Origin of the sequence: Kineococcus aridisoli, assembly GCF_050871885.1 — a bacterium.
Taxonomy (GTDB): Bacteria; Actinomycetota; Actinomycetes; order Actinomycetales; family Kineococcaceae; genus Kineococcus.
In genome coordinates, this window is record NZ_JBJLSF010000060.1 from 1 (window position 1) to 14191 (window position 14191).

Annotated in this window: 16 protein-coding genes, 1 tRNA gene and 1 pseudogene; 6 read left to right on the plus strand and 12 right to left on the minus strand. The window is 74.1% G+C overall.

Annotation, left to right across the window (positions count from 1 at the left end):
- From ACRYM2_RS15755 to ACRYM2_RS15790, 8 genes are all read right to left on the minus strand, one after another.
- A partial coding sequence (locus ACRYM2_RS15755) for a hypothetical protein (protein ID WP_432523368.1) occupies nucleotides 1-934 on the minus strand: 934 nt, incomplete at its 3' end.
- Between the two features lie 32 nt (nucleotides 935-966).
- A complete protein-coding gene (locus ACRYM2_RS15760) occupies nucleotides 967-1458 on the minus strand; it encodes a hypothetical protein (RefSeq protein WP_432523369.1) in 492 nt (163 codons plus the stop codon).
- A gap of 3 nt (nucleotides 1459-1461) precedes the next feature.
- A complete protein-coding gene (locus tag ACRYM2_RS15765) occupies nucleotides 1462-1857 on the minus strand; it encodes a phage terminase small subunit (RefSeq protein ID WP_432523370.1) in 396 nt (131 codons plus the stop codon).
- A gap of 540 nt (nucleotides 1858-2397) precedes the next feature.
- A complete protein-coding gene (locus ACRYM2_RS15770; RefSeq protein WP_432523372.1) occupies nucleotides 2398-5058 on the minus strand; it encodes a hypothetical protein in 2661 nt (886 codons plus the stop codon).
- Nucleotides 5055-5249: a hypothetical protein gene (locus ACRYM2_RS15775; protein ID WP_432523374.1), complete on the minus strand. Its 195-nt coding sequence runs from the start codon at nucleotides 5247-5249 to the stop codon at nucleotides 5055-5057. The genes ACRYM2_RS15770 and ACRYM2_RS15775 overlap by 4 nt, the downstream gene beginning before the upstream one ends.
- A complete protein-coding gene (locus ACRYM2_RS15780) occupies nucleotides 5246-5710 on the minus strand; it encodes a hypothetical protein (protein WP_432523376.1) in 465 nt (154 codons plus the stop codon). The genes ACRYM2_RS15775 and ACRYM2_RS15780 overlap by 4 nt, the downstream gene beginning before the upstream one ends.
- Nucleotides 5707-6054, minus strand: a complete 348-nt coding sequence (locus ACRYM2_RS15785; protein WP_432523377.1) for a hypothetical protein — start codon at nucleotides 6052-6054, stop codon at nucleotides 5707-5709. Before ACRYM2_RS15785 ends, ACRYM2_RS15780 begins: the two co-directional genes overlap by 4 nt.
- Before the next feature lie 44 nt (nucleotides 6055-6098).
- Nucleotides 6099-6284 carry a hypothetical protein gene (locus tag ACRYM2_RS15790; RefSeq protein WP_432523378.1) on the minus strand — a complete coding sequence of 62 codons (186 nt, stop codon included), beginning with the start codon at nucleotides 6282-6284 and terminating at the stop codon, nucleotides 6099-6101.
- Between the two features lie 151 nt (nucleotides 6285-6435).
- Here ACRYM2_RS15790 and ACRYM2_RS15795 point away from each other — a divergent pair, with 151 nt between their 5' ends.
- On the plus strand, nucleotides 6436-6996 hold the full coding sequence (locus tag ACRYM2_RS15795; protein ID WP_432523379.1) for a helix-turn-helix domain-containing protein: 561 nt from the start codon (nucleotides 6436-6438) through the stop codon (nucleotides 6994-6996).
- A pseudogene (locus ACRYM2_RS15800) lies at nucleotides 6993-8165 on the plus strand (site-specific integrase); the annotation flags it as partial. The gene ACRYM2_RS15795 and the pseudogene ACRYM2_RS15800, both read left to right, overlap by 4 nt.
- 152 nt (nucleotides 8166-8317) lie before the next feature.
- Here ACRYM2_RS15800 and ACRYM2_RS15805 read toward each other — a convergent pair.
- From ACRYM2_RS15805 to ACRYM2_RS15815, 3 genes are all read right to left on the minus strand, one after another.
- Nucleotides 8318-8390, minus strand: a tRNA-Lys gene (locus ACRYM2_RS15805).
- 108 nt (nucleotides 8391-8498) lie between these two features.
- Nucleotides 8499-8942, minus strand: coding sequence for a thioredoxin (trxA, locus tag ACRYM2_RS15810; RefSeq protein ID WP_432523381.1), 444 nt, complete (start codon nucleotides 8940-8942; stop codon nucleotides 8499-8501).
- Between the two features lie 48 nt (nucleotides 8943-8990).
- Nucleotides 8991-9764, minus strand: a complete 774-nt coding sequence (locus tag ACRYM2_RS15815; RefSeq protein WP_432523383.1) for an ANTAR domain-containing protein — start codon at nucleotides 9762-9764, stop codon at nucleotides 8991-8993.
- Between the two features lie 320 nt (nucleotides 9765-10084).
- Here ACRYM2_RS15815 and ACRYM2_RS15820 point away from each other — a divergent pair, with 320 nt between their 5' ends.
- Nucleotides 10085-10453 carry a hypothetical protein gene (locus ACRYM2_RS15820; RefSeq protein WP_432523384.1) on the plus strand — a complete coding sequence of 123 codons (369 nt, stop codon included), beginning with the start codon at nucleotides 10085-10087 and terminating at the stop codon, nucleotides 10451-10453.
- A 214-nt stretch (nucleotides 10454-10667) separates the two neighbouring features.
- Nucleotides 10668-11531 carry an ANTAR domain-containing protein gene (locus ACRYM2_RS15825; RefSeq protein ID WP_432523386.1) on the plus strand — a complete coding sequence of 288 codons (864 nt, stop codon included), beginning with the start codon at nucleotides 10668-10670 and terminating at the stop codon, nucleotides 11529-11531.
- A gap of 47 nt (nucleotides 11532-11578) precedes the next feature.
- Here ACRYM2_RS15825 and ACRYM2_RS15830 read toward each other — a convergent pair whose 3' ends face one another.
- Nucleotides 11579-12445 (minus strand): SigB/SigF/SigG family RNA polymerase sigma factor, encoded by an 867-nt coding sequence (locus ACRYM2_RS15830; RefSeq protein WP_432523387.1) that lies wholly within the window; start codon nucleotides 12443-12445, stop codon nucleotides 11579-11581.
- A gap of 245 nt (nucleotides 12446-12690) precedes the next feature.
- Between ACRYM2_RS15830 and ACRYM2_RS15835 the strand changes: the two genes are divergently transcribed.
- Nucleotides 12691-13410, plus strand: coding sequence for an LmeA family phospholipid-binding protein (locus ACRYM2_RS15835; protein ID WP_432523389.1), 720 nt, complete (start codon nucleotides 12691-12693; stop codon nucleotides 13408-13410).
- A gap of 144 nt (nucleotides 13411-13554) precedes the next feature.
- Entirely contained in the window at nucleotides 13555-14178 is a 624-nt protein-coding gene (gene eda / locus ACRYM2_RS15840) for a bifunctional 4-hydroxy-2-oxoglutarate aldolase/2-dehydro-3-deoxy-phosphogluconate aldolase (protein ID WP_432523414.1), read from the plus strand.
- Nucleotides 14179-14191: the final 13 nt, after the last annotated feature.

Consider the following 14191-nt stretch of genomic DNA (forward strand, 5'->3'; position numbering starts at 1 on the left):
TGGCTGTGTGTGGGTATGGAGCCGGGCGCGGGGGGGGGCGCGGGCGCCCCGCCCCGCCCCCCCCCCCCCCCCCCCCCCCCCCCCCCCCCCCCACGGCCAGTTCGTCGCGGGTGGGCGTCCAGGACCCGTGCTGCAGCAGCAGCAACATGACCGCCACCGGGCCCCCGTCCCACGGGGAGGCCGGCGCGAGGCGCTGGGGGCTGTTCCAGTCCGGCCAGGCGTCGAACCACGCCGGGCACCAGGTGGCCCGGGTGCGCCGCAGCTCGGTCAGGCTGACCGCCACGTCCGGCACGGCCTGGTCCCGCTCGCCCTGTTCCACGCGCAGCAGCCGGTCGTGGGCCTCGCGCACCAGCTGCAGCTGCTGGTGCAGTTCGCTCAGCGCCCGGTGCGCGGCGCGCAGGTCGGCGCCGTCGTCGGCGGCCAGGGCGGCGGCCTCGCTGAGGCGGGCGGAGTCGATGCCGGCGACGACCTGGTGGGCCTGTGCCAGCAGGTCGTCGTGGCGCTGCGCCACGGTGGACTCGATCAGCCAGGTGGCCTGTTCGCTGAGCGCCACGCGGGCCTGGTGGCCCACCTCCTGGGCCGCAGCGCGCACGACGACCTGCTGGTGACCGGCCCGGGCGTGCTCGGCCTCGGCGGCGCCGTAGCGGTCGCCGGCGTCGGCGGGCACGGGCTGCCCGCTCAGCAGCGCGTTGGTGGCCTCGGTGATGACCGACTGCGGATCGGCGGCCACCGCCACGGCGGGGGTGGTGCGCACAGCCCGCAGACCCGCACGCACGGCAGCGGCCAGGGTGCGCACGTCCTCGGGGGCGCCGGGCAGGGCGGCCACCGCCGCCAGGGCCCTGGCTTCGTAGTCGGTCAGGCCCACGGCGTTCAGCGCCGTGGCGGCGGGGTCGCCGGTGGTGGGGGGCGTCGTGGTCGTGGTGGTCGTCGTCATGGCTCTCTCCTGGTGGGGGTCTGCTGATGGGGTCAGGCGGCAGCCGGCGGCGGGGTCGTCGGGGGCTGCCCGCTCAGCGCCGCCAGGGCGTCCTGGATGCGCCGCTGCTGGGCCAGCAGGTCGGCCACCACCGGATCGGTCGCGGGGCTGCTGGCGGGGCTGCTGGCGGGCCTGCCGGCGGCCTCCACGGCGGCCTCCACGGCGGCCTGGGCCAGCCGGCGGTGGCGTTCAGCCTCGGCGGTGGCCATCACCTGCTGCTGGGCCTCGCGCTGGGCCTGGTCCACGACCATCGGCTGGCCGCCGAGGCCGTTGTGGTGGGCCAGCATCGCCTCGGCGGCGCGGTCCACCGCGTGGGGGCTCACCACCGGCGCCAGCAGGCGCTGGGGGCTCGCGGCCGGGGCGTCGGGGGTGAACCCGGGCGGGGTCGGCGGCAGCGGCAGCGGGGGCTGGCCGAGCGTCTGGCGCATCGCGTTCACCTGCAGCGCGATGACGTAGGGGTGTCCGTTGGGCAGTCCGTAGGCCATGTCTCAGTTCTCCAGTTCGCTCAGCAAGACGACCTCGGCCAGGGCCTGGTCGGGTCCGGTGGTGGTGTTCCAGCCCAGGCGGCGGCGGGCGACGGGGGTCAGCCCCAGTGCCTCGCTCAGGTGCCGCAGCTCGGCCAGGCGCTTGGCCCCGGCGGGGTCGCCGCTGGCCACCTCGGCCTGCATGGCGCAGACCCGCGCGACGGCGAACCCGTCCACGTCCGCCAGCCAGTTCGCGGCCACCGGGCTGCGCCAGAGCACGTCCCACAGCTGCGCGGCCTCGGTGTTCAGGTGCGCCGGCGGCGCGGGAATCGGCCAGGTGGCCTCAGCGCCGGGCGCCGGCAGCGTGCTGGTCTGCCGGCGGTTGCGCCGGCGCGGGTTGGTGCTCGGCAGCGGTCGCATCGCTCTCCCTCTCTCGCAACGATTCTCGGTGTTCGCCCCCTGGGGGCCTGATGCGTAGGACCGCGTAGGCACCTACTCAGGCGCTGTTTCCCTCTGAGGCCCAACGACTTTGGATGCCCCACCCCCTCTGCCCGGCCCTGTGCGCCGCTGAGCGGGCCCAGCGGTCTCACCCCGACCACCGGGGACGCCGGGACCTCGCCGCCGCCCTGGCGTTCGCACAGCGCCGGCACGCCCCGCGCAGGAACTCGGGCAGGTCGGGGTCGAGCAACCCGGCAGCCACCAGGTCCACCCGCTCGGTGGGCCAGTGGTCGGCCACCTCACTCGGCGCGGCCCAGCACCAGGTGCACGTCGGGTCGCGCGCCAGGACGACCGCGCGCGGGCCCTGCCGCCACCTGCTGCCGTAGCGCGCCGCGCGCTCGCCGCTGCCCGGGTCGCTGATCCGGCGCTGCCGCCGGGCGTGAGCCGGGCAACGACTGGCGTAGGTCTCGGCGTCACACCCCGGCGCACCGCACGTGCCCGGTGCCCGGTTCGGACGGGGGGTCACGACCGCTCCAGCGGTTCGTAGGCGCCCGGGCCGTCGTCCACGGCGTCGCTGGCGTCCTGGGCGTCGCTGGCGTCCTCGGCGTGCTGACGGTCGTCGCGGTCACCAGAAAAGTCAGTGACGGGACGCACCGGCTCGCTCATCTCCGATACCCCAACACCCGGTGTACTGACTTTTCTGGTGAAGGGCAGAGGCGAGGTGGGCGACGGACTCGCCTGCTGAGCGTTGCCAGCGACCTGCGCCGCGAGGTGCGAGCCATCCACAGCGGTCATGGCCGTCAATACGTCTGCCGCCACCACCCGCGACAGCCGGTAGGACCAGCCGTGGTTCGTCTCACTGAGTTGCACCAGCCCCAGCAGGTGCAGTTCCCGCAGCCCTCGGTCCACCGTGCTGCGAGGGCGCTGCAGCGTGCGCATCACATCGGTGGTCGTGGAGTTGGGCTGACGCTGCAGGACGTTCAGCAGCTCCAGGCGCAGCGGCGGCACGGAGTCGCGTGCCACGCGAACGGCGGCGGCCAGGGCGTGGTCACGGTCGATACCGAGGGCCCGAGCCCCGCGCAACACCTGTCCCAGCCCCTTGGCGAAACGGGTGGGCATCTCGGGCATGTGCGCCTCGGTCGGGTCACCGCGCCCATCACGCTCTACGGCGGTGCGCACGCGGGTCACCAGGTCGGCCAATCGCAGCAGCACGCCGGCGTCGGTTTCGGTCAGGACAGCGGCCGATCGGTCTAGACCGGCCAGCACGTCGGCCACCGCCGCCTGCAGCTCGGCGCGCATCTCCACCTCGCGGCCGACATTCGCCAGCGCCTGGCGGCCGGCGTCCTCGCGCCCCTCGCGCGAGTCGGTGCGGACCAGCACGAACCTGTCCCCGAGGGCGGACACCGCCGCGTGGTGGGTGTCCCACGCGGTCGTAACGGCGCCGACGACGATCAGCCGCCCCTCCCACGTCAAGGTGCGCCCGCCATCCGTGCCGACGTTGCGCTGCCACCGCCCGTCGTAGACCTCGCGCAGCGCGGCCAGGACCGAGGCCCGCAAGTCCCGGTTCATCGACAGGATGCTGGTCACGTCCTTGACGACGACCACCCCACGCTCACCGACCAGCCGCAGCATCCCGCCGGTGGCGTTCTTGGCGGTGTCCTTACGCGAGGTGGCGGACAACAGGGCGCCCTCGCTAGCGATGGTGCTGGTGACGTGCGCCCCGATACCCGCCAGTGCCTGCACGGTCTCGGTCTTGGCGTTGCCGGGGCCCGAGACCACTAGCAGCCACACGGGGTCACCGTCAAGCTGTTCGACGGCGCCCACCGCCAGCACCACGTCGAGCATCTGCACGTCGAACCCCGGGCCCATCCAGGTACGGAATGCCGCGTGCACGCGGGCACGGGCATCCCGCGCCTGCGAGGAGGTGCGGTCCACCGCGACCATCGGAGTGAGTGCCGGCGCCGTGGTGCCCGTCGTCGTCTCCCGCCCCGGCGTGGGCGCCTGGTCCTCGCCGGGCATCGTGGTCGCGCGACGGGCGGCGGCCAGCTGTTCGGTCAGCTCTCGGTTGCGCTCGGGGGTCGCCGCCTTGCGCAGCGTCCGCTCGCTGCCGAACCCCTCGGCGCGCAGCTGGCGGGCGGCGGCCGAGTAGTCCCCGCCGTGGTGCAGCAGCGCGTAGGCGGCGAACATGGTCAGCGGGGTCTCGGTGGGGAAGATCGTGCTGGAGCTGAACACGTACAGGCGGTCGCGGTCGTCAGCCCGCCCGGTGGTGGCGCTGATGCCCTCGGCCTTGCCCGGGCGGCGCCAGTAGCGCACCCGCCCGCTGCGGTGCACGCACGTCCAGCCCTCGGGCACCAGCAGGTGGGCCCAGTCGGTGCGCCGTTCGTAGTCGTCGCCGGGGCTCAGCTCGCCGGCGTCGTCAGCCAGCGCGCTCTCGCGCCCGGCCAGGAACGCCGCACTGGGGGTCTCGGCCTCGGCGGCCCTAACCGTCGCTCCTACCGGCACCGAAACACGGTCCAGGGTGCGCCAGAGGTTCAGAAACGCCTCCAGCTCAGCCGGCGTGACAGTGGCCACCGTTCGCGGCCCACCGGCCCGCCGCACCCACGGGCGCCCGGTGGCGTGGAAGCGTCCGGGGGTCCCGTCCACGACCACCATGCCGCCCTCGCCGCGCGTCTCAGCCAGCGTCTGTCGCCCGTCCTCACCTCGGGCCAGCTTGGTGTTGCCGGCCACCGACTCGGTGCACTGGACGAAGACGTGCAGACCACCCGCCGGCGACAGCTCGCACCAACCGCCGGTGATCCGGTCGAACAGCGCCAGCAGGCCGCTGGCCTCGGCCAACCCGCGCAACTGCAGGGCTTCGGTGAATGCCGCCGCCTCGGCCTCCACCATCACCAGATTGCCGCTGACGGCACCGCACACGACCCCCAGCCCGCCGTGGAGCCGGTCGCGACCAACGCGCGGAAACTCGGGATCGAACCACCGGCGCACGTCTTCCTCGGTGGCCGGCGCTTCGGTGAACGTGCGCCAAGTCGGCAGGCCGGGGCGCTTGGTGCCGTCCTCGGCCACGGGGATTACCGACAGGCCGTGCTGCTGCAACTCCAGTGCGCGGTACAGGGTGTGCTGGCGCTCGGCCGAGTTATGGTCGGGGCGCAGCTGCCTCACGTTGTCCACGTGTTCGGCCGTCATCGCACCCCCTCCATGCTGATCCACTCGCGGATGGTCGCGGGGCCGCAGAACGCCAGCCCGACCGCCATCGACTCGCTGTTCGGCGCCTGCGGCTTCAGCAAGCCCAGGTCGCGCAGTTCCTCCAGAACGCCGGCCAGCAGCCGGTAGGCGGGGGGCAGCTCGGGCATGATCGTTTCGCTTCGCTCGGTCATCGCGCACCGCCATCCAACGTGGCGCACGGCGGGCACAGCAGTCCCAGCAGTAGCAGCCGACCGCCCACGAACATTACGGGGATGCTGGCGACGCCCGCCCTGCCGCAGTGGTCGCAGGTGGCGGGGTCCAACCCTGCGTCGTTGTTGGCCGGGTCGATGGGGCCCAAGCCGGGCAGCTCGTGCATGCACTCGGGGCACCGCAGCTCGTGGAGGTCCGGCAGGGATACCAGCACGGGCCCGGCGTCGAACAGCGATACGTGATCGCACCGGTTCAGCCGGCGGTTGTCGTGCACGGCGGCGTCCAGGCGGTCGTTCACCCACAACGGTGCGACGGTCACGACCATGGGCCCGTCGTAGACGGCCGGTGAGGGCTCGGACGGCATGGGGTGGGCTTTCGCCTCGCGGATGCCCGCGTCCAGCTGGTCCGCGAACGCCTGCAGCTGCACCAGCGTGGGGTTCATGCGGACACCGCCGTGACCTCGGCCAGGGCGGTGCAGCGCGGGTCCTTGCCGCCTACGGGCTGCAGGCTCACCAAGTCCAGCGAGCACGCCCGACCGGCCTCCAGCGCACGATCTCGGGCCCGTTCAGCAGCGGTCAGCGACAGCACCACCCGCCGGTGCACACCGGTCTCGGTGTAGACCGACACCAGGACTGCGGCGCGAGGGCGGGCCGGCGTCAGGGTCGTCAGGATCAGGCCGGCAGCGTCGTCCTGTGCGATGCTGGAAGGGTTCAGCTTCCTGGTCGGGGCGGGGCGCGCGGCGGGGGTTTCCAGGCACGGGGCCCCTGCCCTTTCGCTGTTCTGCACGGTTTCTCCTATGGTCCGGTGGGGGGGCGGCGGTAGCGCGACGGTCACGCGGCGGTGCGCGCGCCGTGCTCGGGCGTAATGCCCAGCGCCCTCAGCAGGTCTGCCGTCCGGACGACGTAGCGCCCTCCCACGCGCAGGACAGCCACGGGGAACTCGCCGCGCTGGTGAAGTTCGTAGGTCTTGGTCCGTCCCATGCCGTAGGCCTTGCCAGCAGTCAGCAGCGGCGTCATCGGGCGTTCCAGGCCAGTCAGGTCCAGGGGCCACGTTCCGGTCAAGTCGTCCTCCCCAAGTCAGACCCGGCACGTTGCGTGACCGGGAATGACTAGAGGTAACCAGGCGGCCTAACTCGACACAAGCCCAAAACCTCGCTATTTTGAGCCCATGCGGATCGAAGACGGTGAGGCGGCCGGCGGCGCTCTCGACATGATGGCCACCAAGGTCGGCAGAGAGGACGTGGTGGTAGCCCGGCTACGCCACGCCATTGAGTCGAACGGATGGACCCAACGGCAGGTGCAGCAGATGGTGGAGGCACAGGGGGTCCCCTTCCCGCAGACGGCGGTGTCGAAGCTGCTTCGCTCGCGCCAGCGCCGCGCCATCAGCGTCGATGAAGCTTTGGCCATCGCTCGCGCACTGGATATGTCACTGGCCGAGCTGCTACTGCCCGAGGATGCACTGGCCGCCGAGGCCACACTGCGGGCGCTGCGGGAGGCATCGCACCTCTACTCCGAACAGGAGCGCGCCCGCAACGCTTGGGAGGCAGCGCGTGCCTTGATTGTGCAATTCCTGGATGGATCAGACGGGGATCTACAGCCGGGCTGGCAGGAGGTGCGGGAGAACGTGCGGGAGCAGTTGGAGAACGCGCGCCACGTGGCTGAGACTCACAGGGCAGGGATGGCCGGCTGGATGGGCGACGTACTGGCGGCCATGGAGGGAGAGCGGTGAAGGGCACCATCTACCACCGCTGCAGCTGTGAGGCGGTCTACGACGCCAAGGGCAACCGCAAGACCTGCCCGCGAGCATCCGGCCGAGGACGCCACGGGTCGTGGTACTACCACCTGAGCGGCACCGTGGGTGGCCGTCGGACGCAAGCGAAGAAGGGCGGTTTCTCCACCAAGCGCGAGGCCGAGGACGCCCTGGCCGAGGCCATCGACGCACTACGCCGTGGCGTGCGTCCGCAGGCGGGCGCGCTGCTGGTGAGGGACTACCTGCAGGACTGGCTGGCCGGGAAGGTGGCTGCCGGTCTACGCGACAGCACTGCACGGTCCTATCGGGGGCACCTGAACAACTACCTGATTCCCCACCTCGGCAACCACCGCCTGCGTGAGCTGACCGCGTTGGACGTGGAGCGGGCGTTCCGTGCCATCGCTGAGAGCCCCGCGCGAGGCGCAGGGCCGGCCACGGTGGGCAACGTCGCACGCACGCTGTCCAGCGCGCTGGGCTCGGCCATGCGCAAGCGCCTGGTGCCGTTCAATGTGGCCAAGAACGTAGACCTGCCGCGCGTAGCTCGCCCGAGGGTTCGACCCTGGGAGCCCGGTGAGGTAGGCCAGTTCCTGGACTACGTGAACAGCGACCCTATGGGCCCGTTGTTCGAGATGATGGCCATGACGGGCCTGCGCCGGGGCGAGGCGTTGGGACTGCGGTGGGACGACGTGGACCTGGAGCAGGGCGTGATCGTCGTGCGCCAGCAGCTGGTGGAGGTGGACCCTAAGAGCGAGGCCGCTCGGTCGTGCGCGTGGTGCGCCGATGGTCACCGGTCGCTGCAGTTCGGGCCGCCCAAGACCCGCAGCGGCGAAGCTCGACAGGTGGACCTGGACGATGCCACCACCGGCGCGCTGCTCAGCCACAGCCTGTCGCAGCAGCTCGCCCGCGAGGCCGCCCGCGAGGGGTACGTAGACCATGGCCTGGTGTTCGCGCAGGCTACGGGGATGCCGCTGCAGCCTGACCGGGTGACCAAGCGATTCCGCCAGCTGGCTGTGGCCGCCGGGCTGCGCCCCATCCGCCTGCACGACCTGAGGCACGGGCAGGCGTCGCTGATGCTCGCCGCCGGTGTGGACCTGTCGGTGGTGTCCAAGCGCATGGGCCACTCATCTGTGGCCCTGACCGCCGACACCTACCAGCACCTGCTGGGCGGCGTGGGCAAGGCCGCAGCGAACAGCGCGGCCGGACTGGTGCCCCGCAAGCCGCGTTACCAGTCCGCTACCAGTGAGGCTCATGAGGGCGAGCGAGAAGCGGTCGTCGATGGCGTCATTGCAGGTCACAGGGGTGGGCCCCCAGGGGATCGAACCCTGAACCCGCGGATTAAAAGTCCGCTGCTCTGCCGATTGAGCTAGAGGCCCGGGGCCAGCCGGCCCGTCCGCATCATGGCAGACGCGGCGAGGCCCCGCCCCGGTCTCGCGGGGGCGGGGCCTCGTGCCCGGTGCGGTGCGCCGGGGGAGCGGCTGGGCTCAGAAGGCGGCGGGGTCGGTGCCTGCGCGCACGCCCTGGGCGGCCTGGGCCTGCGCGGCCTGGGCCTGCTGCTTGGCGCGCTCCTGCTCCAGCGCCTGCGCGTACTGGCGCTTCACCTGGTCCATGTCGAGCGCGCGCACCTGGTCGATGAGCTGCTCGAGCGCCGGGGCCGGCAGGGCGCCGGGCTGGCCGAAGACCGGGATGCCGTCGCGGTAGGCGACGAGCGTGGGGATGGAGGTGATGCCGTAGCGGGCCGCCAGCTGCTGCTGGTCCTCGGTGTCCACCTTGGTGAAGGTGATGTCCTCGTGCTGCTCCGAGGCCTGCTCGAAGACGGGGGCGAACTGCTTGCACGGGCCGCACCAGTCGGCCCAGAAGTCGATGAGGACGATGCCGTCCTTGACCGTCTCGTCGTGCGTCTCCAGGGTCAGTGCCTGAGTGCTCATGCCTGCCTCAACCACGCGGACGCCGCGAGGCTTCCCGCTCCCGGCCGCTCAGCCGTGGCCGCCGCCGGCGCGCTCGACGATCTCGGCGGCGATGTCGCGCAGCTTGCGGTTGGAGTGCTGGGACTGCCTGGCCAGGTGCGCGAACGCCTCGTCCGGGGTGCAGCGCAGGCTGGCCACGAGCACGCCCTTGGCCTGCTCGATGACCGCCCGCGACTGCATGGCGATCTGCAGGTTGCCGCTGAGCGCGACCGCCGAGTCGTACAGGGCGTGGTTGGCCACCGCGATCGCGGCGTAGCCGGCGAAGACCTGCAGCAGCTGCACCGCCTCCTCGTCCAGCGCGCCCTCGTCGAAGCGGTAGACGTTGATGCCGCCCAGCAGGCGCTGCGGCATCGGCATGCCGACCGAGATGGTGCTGCGCACGCCCTGGCGGGCGGCGATCGCGGCGAAGTCGGGGTAGACGTCCTCGTGGCCGGTGTCGTCCACCCGCACCACCTGGCCACCCGTCGCCGCGTGCACGCACGGGCCGAAGCCGGCCTCGTACTGGCGCTCGTCCAGGCTGGCGGCGAGCGCGCCGGTGAAGGCGGCGCTGCGGGCCTTCTCGCCCTCCAGCAGCGTCACCGAGACGTCGTCGGCACCGGGCACGCAGGCCTTGGCCAGCTCGGCGACGCGGGTCAGCACCTGGTGCAGCGGGGTCTCGCCGACCACGAGGTGGCCCAGCTCGGCGAAGGCCTGCTGCGGTTCCATCAAGGCGGTCGGCGCCGAGCGCTGCGGCGCTGCGGCCACCGCGTCGCGGTCGGTGTCGTCGGTGAGGTCCTCGGCCATGCTCGTCCGTCTCTGCTCCGGCGGTGAGGACCCCGGGGGTCTCCACGCTCCTCACCGCGGTGGTTCCTGCGCCCGCGGCAGCGGGGACGGGACCTGCGAGAGCTGTGGATCCAACCCGGGCCGCCGCGTCGACCGGCCTGGGAGGCGGGCACGGCGCGGCGGTGGCGCAGTGCTCGCAGTCTAGTTCCCGCCGTCCGCCGGTACCGGCGGACGGAGCGCCCGGACGCGGCAGCGCGTGCGCAACTCGTTCGCCGGGGGTACTTTCGCGGCAAGACCGTCCAAGTGCGAGGCGTCCGCGCACGCACACGGAGGACGAGATCGTGGACGGCTCGACGGAGAGCGCGATCACCCTGGACCCGCTGGACGGCCTGGCGCTGCGCCGGGCCCGCCGCTTCGCGCGCTCGCAGGCCGAGCGCCGGGGGATGGCCGAGCGCGGCGACGACGCCGCCCTCGCCGCGGCCGAGCTGCTGGAGGGCGCCGAGGGCGCGATGGTCCCCACCGCGCTGCAGGTCTCCGAGGCCGACGGCGGCCTGGTCGTGGGCGTCGACCTGGAGGGCCGCCGCCCGCTGCACCTGCACGAGCTGTCCGAGGCGCTGCTGTCGGGGCTGTCCTCGGCGTGGGGGTGGGAGGCCCGGCCGCGGGGGGTGCACGCCTGGTGCCGCCTGCCCGCCGGTGGGCGCACGCGGTAGCGCGCCGGTGGACACGGCCGTCCGTGCCCGCCGGGTGATCTTGTGCAATGCTGCTCCCCGCATCCAAACCCGGGCGCTCCGACCCAGAGTCGTCGTGAGGTATCCGGGAGCCGTGCGAGAAGACCTGGGGCGCACCGCGCCCCACCTCGAACCGCCGCGCGCGCCGGGGCGCGCCGGTGCGTCCTCGGACGCAGCCGGATCGGTGGTCCCGGACGTGGACGAGGTCCAGGCCATCGTGCAGCTGGCCCAGGTGGCCCAGCTGGCCGAGCTCCCCGACGGCGAGGCCGGCACCCGCGAGGTGCTGGCCCGGCTGGCGGTCCTGGTGCGCTGCGCGGTGCCGGTGTCCGACTGGTGCAGCATCGTCCTCGGGGCCCCGCTGCAGCCGCAGCACGTCGCCGCCGACTCGCCCGTCGCCCAGCAGGCGGACGGCGCCCAGCACCGCAGCGGCCAGGGGCCGACCCTGGACGCCCACGCCCACCGGCTGCCGGTGCTCACCGACGACGTGGTCGCCGACCCCCGCTGGCCGCGGCTGGCCGAGGCGGCGGCCGGGACGGCGGTGCGCGCGGCGGTCGCGGTGCCGCTGATGCTCGACGCCCTGCCCAACGCCACCCTCAACGGCGAGGTCGCCGGGGTGCTGACCCTCTACAGCGGCCGGCGGGCGGCGTTCAGCAACGCCGACGACCTGGACCGGGTGCTGACCGTCAGCACGGTCGCGGCCGCGGCCGTGGCCGCGCACCGGCGCACGGAGGCGCTGCACTCGACCGCGGAGCACCTGCGCACCGCGATGAGCAGCCGCGCGCCCATCGAGCAGGCCAAGGGGCTGGTCGCGGGGTGGCTGGGCTGCGGCGTGGAGGACGCCTTCGCCGTGATGACCGGCCTGAGCCAGGACCGCAACGTCAAGGTCCGCGACCTGGCGGTGCTGCTGGTGACCGACCCGGCCTCCCCGCACCTGCGCGCCGTGCTGGCGGCCGGCTACGCCAAGCTCCAGCAGCGGCGCGCCGCTGCCGCGGGGCAGGAGGGGCGCGCGGGCGCGCGCGCCGGCGACCGGCGCTCCGACGGGAGGCCGGCGCGCCGGTGAGCCGGGGCGGTCCCGGCCTGCCGGGACCGCCCGCTCGGACCGCCCGCTCAGTCCTCGCCGGTCATCGCCGAGCGCAGCCGGGCCAGCACGTCCTTGAGCAGCCGGGAGACCTGCATCTGGCTGACGCCGAGGTCCTCGGCGATGCGCGACTGCGTCCAGCCGTGCTGGAAGCGCAGCGTCAGCAGCCGGGCGTCCCGGTCGGACAGGGAGGCCAGCAGCGGGGCCAGGGCCAGGTGGTCCACCGTCGCCTCCAGGTCGGCGTCCAGCTCGCCCAGGGTGTCCAGGAGGCTGAGCTGCGAGCCGGTGCCGGCGGCGCCGCTGGAGATGAGGTCGTCCAGGGAGTGCAGGCGGTAGTGGTCGCCGGCCGCCAGGCACTCGCTGATCTCGTCGACGTCGACCTGCAGGTGGGTGGCGACCTCGGAGATGGTCGGGGCCCGCCCGAGGTCCTGCTCCAGGTCGGCGCGCGCGGCCCGCAGCCGGGGGGCCAGCTCCTGCAGCCGGCGCGGCGGGCGGATGCTCCAGCCCCGGTCGCGGAAGTGGCGCTTCAGCTCCCCGGAGATGGTGGGGACGGCGAAGACGACGAACTCGCGGCCCAGCGCGGGGTCGTAGTGCTCGATGGCCTTCACCAGCCCCAGCGCGGCGACCTGCTGCAGGTCGTCCTCGTCCTCGCCGCGGCCGCGGTAGCGGCGGGCGATGCTGGTGGCCATCGGCAGGTTCAGCTCGGCGATGCGCTCCTGCAGGCGGGAGCGGGCGGCCGGGTCGTCCTCGCCCGCGAGCGCCTCGAACAGCTCGGCGGTCTCCTGGCGCAGCGCGGCGTGGTCGGCGCGCTCGGCGGGCCGCTCGGCGGGCCGCTCGTCGTGGGCGCCGCCCACCTGACCGACGACCCGCGGGACCGTCGTGGGCGTCGTCTCCATCGCCGTCCTCGATGACGTCATCGTCGCCGTGGATGGCTTCGTCGTGGTCCCCTCGCGGAGCAGTGTGAGCCCGTCCGTCACGGTGTTCGCTGTCCTCGCCGCCTTCCGCGTCCGGAGCCGCTGCGGGCGGCCCAGGGAATGTCAGCAGTCCCTCGACCCGGCGGCAACCGGAAGCCCCCGGACGGGTGCGTGTGGGTGACCCCGGGGCCCGCGGGCGGGGCCGCCGGGTGCGGCACAGTGGGCGGATGGCCCGCCGCCTCGTCCGCCTGATCGTCACCGTCGCGGCCCTCGCGGTGGTGCTCCTCGCCGCCGACCTCGCCGCCCGCGGCTACGCCACCTCCCGCGTGGCGGACCGGCTGCGCACCGAGTACTCCCTGCCGGCCGACCCGCACGTCGAGCTCGCCGGCGGCTCCTTCCTGTGGCAGGCGGTGCGCGGGCGCTTCGAGGACGTCACGGTGCTCGTCGACGACCTGCCCGGCGAGGACGTGGACCTGCGCGACGTGCGGGTGCGGGTGCCCGAGGTCGACGTCCCCGCCGGGGTGCTGCTGGGGCGGCCGGGCACCGTCGACCTGGCCGCGGGCACGCTGCGCGCCTCCGTCGGCTACGAGGAGCTCGCGCGGCGGGTGTCCGCCGGCGGCCTCGACGTCGCGCTGGCGCGCGCGGGCGAGGACGTGCGCGCCAGCACGACGGTGCGCCTGCTGGGCCTGGGGGTGGAGCTGGCCGTGACGGTGGCGCCGGCCCTGGACGGGCGCCGGGTGCGCCTGGAGCCGGTGAGCGCCGAGGTCGCCGGTGCGCGGGTGCCGCTGAGCCGCGCCGAGGACCTGCTGGAGGCGGCCGGGTTCGGCGGCTGGAGCGTCGCCCTCGACGACGTGCCGGCGCAGGTGCGGCTGGAGGGGCTGGAGGTCACCGACGCCGGGGTGCTCGTGACGGGGGTGCTGGCGGCCGGCGCCGTCGACGTCCGCTGAGCCGGGCGCGGGCGGCGGGGCCGTAGGGTCGTGCCGGGCCTCGCGGAGGTCCCCGGCGAGGACCGGCGCCCTCCGGTCGCGCACCGGTCGCCCCGGTCGCGCCGCCGGTGCCGCAGCGGTCGAGGAGGAGGTGCGGGCGTGGACGTGCAGTCGGCCGAGAGCCTGCTCGAGGTGTCCCCGGTGGTCCCCGTCGTGGTGCTGGAGGACGCCGACCACGCCGTCCCGCTGGCCCGGGCGCTGCTGGCCGGGGGGATCGGCGTCATCGAGCTGACGCTGCGCACCCCGGCGGCGCTGGAGGGCGTGCGCCGCATCGCCGCCGAGGTCCCCGGCATCCACCTCGGCGTGGGCACCGTCGTCGCCGCGGCCGACGTCGAGCGGGCCGTCGCCGCGGGGGCGCGGTTCCTGGTCAGCCCCGGCACCACGCCCGCGCTCGTGCGGGCCGCCGCCGACGCCGGCGTGCCGCTGCTGCCGGGGGTGTCCACCGTCTCCGAGGCGCTGCTGGCGCTGGAGATGGGGCTGCGGGAGCTGAAGTTCTTCCCCGCCCAGCAGGCCGGCGGCGCGGCCTTCCTGTCCGCGCTGCGCTCGCCGCTGCCGCAGCTGCGCTTCTGCCCGACCGGCGGCATCACCCCCGGCAACGCCCGCGACTACCTGTCGCTGTCGAACGTCGGCTGCGTCGGCGGCAGCTGGATCACCCCGCCGGAGCTGCTGCGCGCCGGGGACTTCGCCCGCGTGCGGGAGCTCGCCGCGCAGGCCGTCGCCCTGCGCTGACGCCCCCGCCCCA

What these genes read in the sequence shown, in the direction of transcription:
- trxA (WP_432523381.1), bottom strand. Translation starts at nt 8,942, where the DNA reads ATGAGCACTCAGGCACTGACCCTGGAGACGCACGACGAGACGGTCAAG.
- ACRYM2_RS15815 (WP_432523383.1), bottom strand. Translation starts at nt 9,764, where the DNA reads ATGGCCGAGGACCTCACCGACGACACCGACCGCGACGCGGTGGCCGCA.
- ACRYM2_RS15775 (WP_432523374.1), bottom strand. Translation starts at nt 5,249, where the DNA reads ATGACCGAGCGAAGCGAAACGATCATGCCCGAGCTGCCCCCCGCCTAC.
- ACRYM2_RS15760 (WP_432523369.1), bottom strand. Translation starts at nt 1,458, where the DNA reads ATGGCCTACGGACTGCCCAACGGACACCCCTACGTCATCGCGCTGCAG.
- ACRYM2_RS15795 (WP_432523379.1), top strand. Translation starts at nt 6,436, where the DNA reads ATGCGGATCGAAGACGGTGAGGCGGCCGGCGGCGCTCTCGACATGATG.
- ACRYM2_RS15790 (WP_432523378.1), bottom strand. Translation starts at nt 6,284, where the DNA reads ATGACGCCGCTGCTGACTGCTGGCAAGGCCTACGGCATGGGACGGACC.
- ACRYM2_RS15835 (WP_432523389.1), top strand. Translation starts at nt 12,691, where the DNA reads ATGGCCCGCCGCCTCGTCCGCCTGATCGTCACCGTCGCGGCCCTCGCG.
- ACRYM2_RS15765 (WP_432523370.1), bottom strand. Translation starts at nt 1,857, where the DNA reads ATGCGACCGCTGCCGAGCACCAACCCGCGCCGGCGCAACCGCCGGCAG.
- ACRYM2_RS15780 (WP_432523376.1), bottom strand. Translation starts at nt 5,710, where the DNA reads ATGAACCCCACGCTGGTGCAGCTGCAGGCGTTCGCGGACCAGCTGGAC.
- ACRYM2_RS15830 (WP_432523387.1), bottom strand. Translation starts at nt 12,445, where the DNA reads ATGGAGACGACGCCCACGACGGTCCCGCGGGTCGTCGGTCAGGTGGGC.
- ACRYM2_RS15770 (WP_432523372.1), bottom strand. Translation starts at nt 5,058, where the DNA reads ATGACGGCCGAACACGTGGACAACGTGAGGCAGCTGCGCCCCGACCAT.